Genomic DNA, 3,632 nt, shown 5'->3' on the forward strand with positions numbered 1-3,632 from the left:
TGAAGGTGGAGGGGGGAGAAGAAAGGCGAGGAGGGGTGAGGGGGGAAAACACACCCCGCGGGAAACAGACCACACCGGGGGAACCCCCCCCCCCCCCCCCCCCCCCCCCCCCCCCCCCCACGTCCGGGCACCGTTCTGCGCGCCTGCGCGCCGTACGCGAGAGCCACGCGCCGTACGTGAGAGCCCCGCGCGTTGTACGTGAGAGCCGCGCGCCGTCCTTCACGTCGGCGCGCGGCTCCTCACGTCAGCGGGCGGTGCTGCGCGCCCGGGGGCGGTCTACGGCTCGAACTTGTAGCCGAGGCCGCGGACCGTGACCAGGTAGCGCGGGGCGCCCGGGTCCGGCTCGATCTTCGCCCGCAGGCGCTTCACGTGGACGTCGAGGGTCTTGGTGTCGCCGACGTAGTCCGCGCCCCAGACCCGGTCGATGAGCTGCATGCGGGTCAGTACGCGGCCCGCGTTGCGCAGCAGCATCTCCAGGAGGTCGAACTCCTTCAGCGGCAGGTCGACCTTGCCGCCCCCGACCGTCACCACGTGGCGGTCGACGTCCATGCGGACCGGGCCGGCCTCCAGCGCCGCCGGGGTGACCTCCTCCGGCTCGCCGCGGCGGCGGAGCACCGCGCGGATGCGGGCGACCAGCTCCCGCGAGGAGAAGGGCTTGGTCACGTAGTCGTCGGCTCCTATCTCCAGGCCGACGACCTTGTCGATCTCGCTGTCCTTGGCGGTCACCATGATGACCGGGACGTTCGAGCGGCCGCGCAGCTGGCGGCAGACCTCGGTACCGGGAAGCCCCGGAAGCATCAGGTCGAGGAGGACGAGGTCGGCTCCGTTGCGCTCGAACTCGTCGAGGCCGTCGGGCCCGGTCGCCGCGACGGCGACCTCGAAGCCCTCCTTGCGGAGCATGTACGACAGGGCGTCGCTGAAGGATTCCTCATCCTCGACGACAAGCACTCGGGTCACGGAAGGACCTCCGGGGCGGGGAGCGGTTCGGTCATGAGATCAGGGGTGGGGGAGAGGGCCGGCCGGCGGTCGCGTGCGGCGCCCGCCTCGGGCAGCCGCAGGGTGAAGGTGGAGCCCTGACCCTCGGTGCTCCAGACGGTGACCTCCCCGCCGTGCGAGGCGGCCACGTGCTTCACGATGGCCAGGCCGAGCCCCGTACCGCCGGTGGCGCGGGAGCGGGCCGGGTCGACGCGGTAGAAGCGCTCGAAGACGCGCTCCTTGTCCTTGTCGGGGATGCCGATGCCCTGGTCGGTGACGGCTATCTCGATCAGGTCGCCGCCGGGCGCGGCGATCTTGCGGGCCGCGATGCCGACGCGGGTGTGGGCGGGTGAGTAGTTGACGGCGTTCTCGACGAGGTTGCCGAGGGCGGCGGCGAGCTGGCCGCGGCTGCCCCAGACCCGCAGGTCGGCGGTGCCTCCGGAGGCCATGGTGATCTGCTTGGTGGTGGCCGTGTGCCGGGAGCGGTCGATCGCCTCGGCGACGAGCTCGTCCACGGACACCGGCTCGGAGTCCTCCAGCGGGTCGTCGTTCTGCACGCGGGAGAGGTCGATGAGCTCCTGTACGAGGTTGGTGAGGCGGGTCGCCTCGATCTGCATCCGGCCGGCGAAGCGGGTGACCGCCTCGGGGTCGTCCGAGGCGTCCATGACGGCCTCGGAGAGCAGGGAGAGCGCCCCGACGGGGGTCTTGAGCTCATGACTCACGTTCGCGACGAAGTCGCGGCGTACCGCTTCGATGCGGCGGGCCTCGGTGAGGTCCTCGACCAGCAGCAGCACGAGCCGCGAGCCCAGCGGGGCGACGCGGGCGGAGACCGCGAGGGCCTCGCCGCGTCCGGTGCCGCGCCGGGCGAGATCCAGTTCGACCTGCCGTATCTCCCCGTCGCGCCGGGTGTCGCGGGCCATGTTGAGCATGGGCTCCACGGCCAGCTTCCCGCCCCGGACCAGGCCGAGCGCGTACGCCGCCGAGCTGGCCTTCACCACGGAGTCGCTCTCGTCGAGGACCACCGCGGAGGAGCGCAGCACGGACAGCACGGTGTCGACGCCGGGCGGGAGCACGGCGTCGGTGTGCAGGGAGGTACGGGTGGGTCGCGCCTGGTCGCGTTCGCTCCAGCGGAACGCCAGCATGGCGATCACGCCGGTGCACACGCCGGCGATCGCGGCCAATGCGGCGACCGCCGCGTTCACGTCCATGCCCTCAAGGTTATGCGGGCCGACGGACACTCTCCCAGCCGTCCGAGTGCCTGCTCGAACACTCGTCGCCCAGAGTTCACCGTGAAGACCGGGCCGGTTCATTTGGCCCCGGGGCGGTGGTGGCGGCCGTCGCCCAGAGTTCACCTTGGGGAAAGTGCCGGTTCATGTCAGGTGTCGGAACCGGACGCGTAGGGGGCCGAACGTGGCAACGTGGGGGTCCGAGCCCCACCCGGACCCCGGAGCATTGCGTAGAGAGGGACATCCATGCGGGACGCGTACCACGAGGAACTGGACTCGATCGGCGAGAGCCTGGTCGAGATGGCCCGACTCGTCGGGTCGGCGATCGGGCGCGCCACGACGGCCATGCTCGACGCGGATCTGAAGCTCGCGGAGAGCGTGATCGCTGCGGACCAGAAGGTCGACGACCTCCAGCACGACCTGGAGGCCCGGGCGATAGCACTGCTCGCCCGCCAGCAGCCGGTGGCGACGGATCTGCGGATCGTGGTGACCTCGCTGCGGATGAGCGCCGACCTGGAGCGCTCGGGCGACCTCGCCCAGCACGTGGCGAAGCTGGCGCGGCTGCGCTTCCCCGAGACGGCGGTGCCGCGGGACCTGACCGCGACCATCCTGGAGATGGGCCAGCTGGCGCAGCGCCTGATGGCGAAGGCGGCCGAGGTCATCATCACCAAGGACGTCGACCTGGCCCTCCAGCTGGAGCAGGACGACGACGAGATGGACCTGCTGCACCGGACGCTCTTCCAGCACCTGATGGACGACCGCTGGAAGCACGGCATCGAGACCGCCGTGGACGTCACGCTCCTCGGCCGCTACTACGAGCGCTTCGCCGACCACGCGGTGTCGGTCGCCAAGCGCGTCGTCTACCTGGTGACCGGCGAGCACGCCGACGAGCTCCAGGCGGCGGACGCGCCCGTCGAGGGCGCGTAGGCGCGGCCTCCCCGCCCCGCGGCCGCGGGGGTCGTGTCGGGGGGCACGATCGCCGCGGCCGGCGGAAGCGCGGCAGCACGGCTCGCGGACGGCGCACGGTGGCATCAGTAGGGGGCGCACGGACGGCGCGCGCGATCCCGGTGCGCCGTTGATGCGCCCGGCAGGGCGGGCATGCAGTGGGGAGAGACGAATCCGCGTCTCCTAAGGGAGGGATCCCCATGGCCGATTCGCCCATCACCACCGACTCGACGCCCGAGGCCCCGCGCGAGGCGGTGTTCCTGCCCGTGCTTGGGGCCTGCGGCTGCGGTTCGGGCTGCGGCTGCGGCTGCCAGTCGGGATCACCGTGCCAGTGCGGAGGCTGCTCGGGCTGACCGGTGAGGGGGGGGGGGGGGGGGGGAACACGCCCCCCCCCCCCCCCCCCCCCTCCCAGACAGAGAAGATCTTGCCGCCCCTCGCCCCCCCAACCGCCCCGAAAAACAACCTCCCTTTGAAAGAGCCCGGGCC

The 3,632-nt window shown here is 72.1% G+C and carries 3 protein-coding genes; 1 reads left to right on the forward strand and 2 read right to left on the reverse strand.

Annotated elements, in window-relative coordinates:
- Positions 1 to 276: 276 nt before the first annotated feature.
- A complete protein-coding gene (gene phoP / locus ACZ60W_RS37085) occupies positions 277 to 957 on the reverse strand; it encodes a two-component system response regulator PhoP (protein ID WP_188271409.1) in 681 nt (226 codons plus the stop codon).
- Positions 954 to 2,183, reverse strand: a complete 1,230-nt coding sequence (phoR, locus tag ACZ60W_RS37090; RefSeq protein ID WP_469759813.1) for a two-component system sensor histidine kinase PhoR — start codon at positions 2,181 to 2,183, stop codon at positions 954 to 956. Before phoR ends, phoP begins: the two co-directional genes overlap by 4 nt.
- 264 nt (positions 2,184 to 2,447) lie before the next feature.
- Between phoR and phoU the strand changes: the two genes are divergently transcribed.
- Positions 2,448 to 3,128, forward strand: coding sequence for a phosphate signaling complex protein PhoU (phoU, locus tag ACZ60W_RS37095; RefSeq protein ID WP_469759814.1), 681 nt, complete (start codon positions 2,448 to 2,450; stop codon positions 3,126 to 3,128).
- The last annotated feature ends 504 nt before the right edge of the window (positions 3,129 to 3,632 follow it).

This window comes from Streptomyces sp. NPDC104202, assembly GCF_055584185.1.

Bases quoted from the DNA above. Each gene is read 5' to 3' on its own strand.
- phoR (WP_469759813.1), bottom strand. From the start codon at position 2,183: ATGGACGTGAACGCGGCGGTCGCCGCATTGGCCGCGATCGCCGGCGTG.
- phoU (WP_469759814.1), top strand. From the start codon at position 2,448: ATGCGGGACGCGTACCACGAGGAACTGGACTCGATCGGCGAGAGCCTG.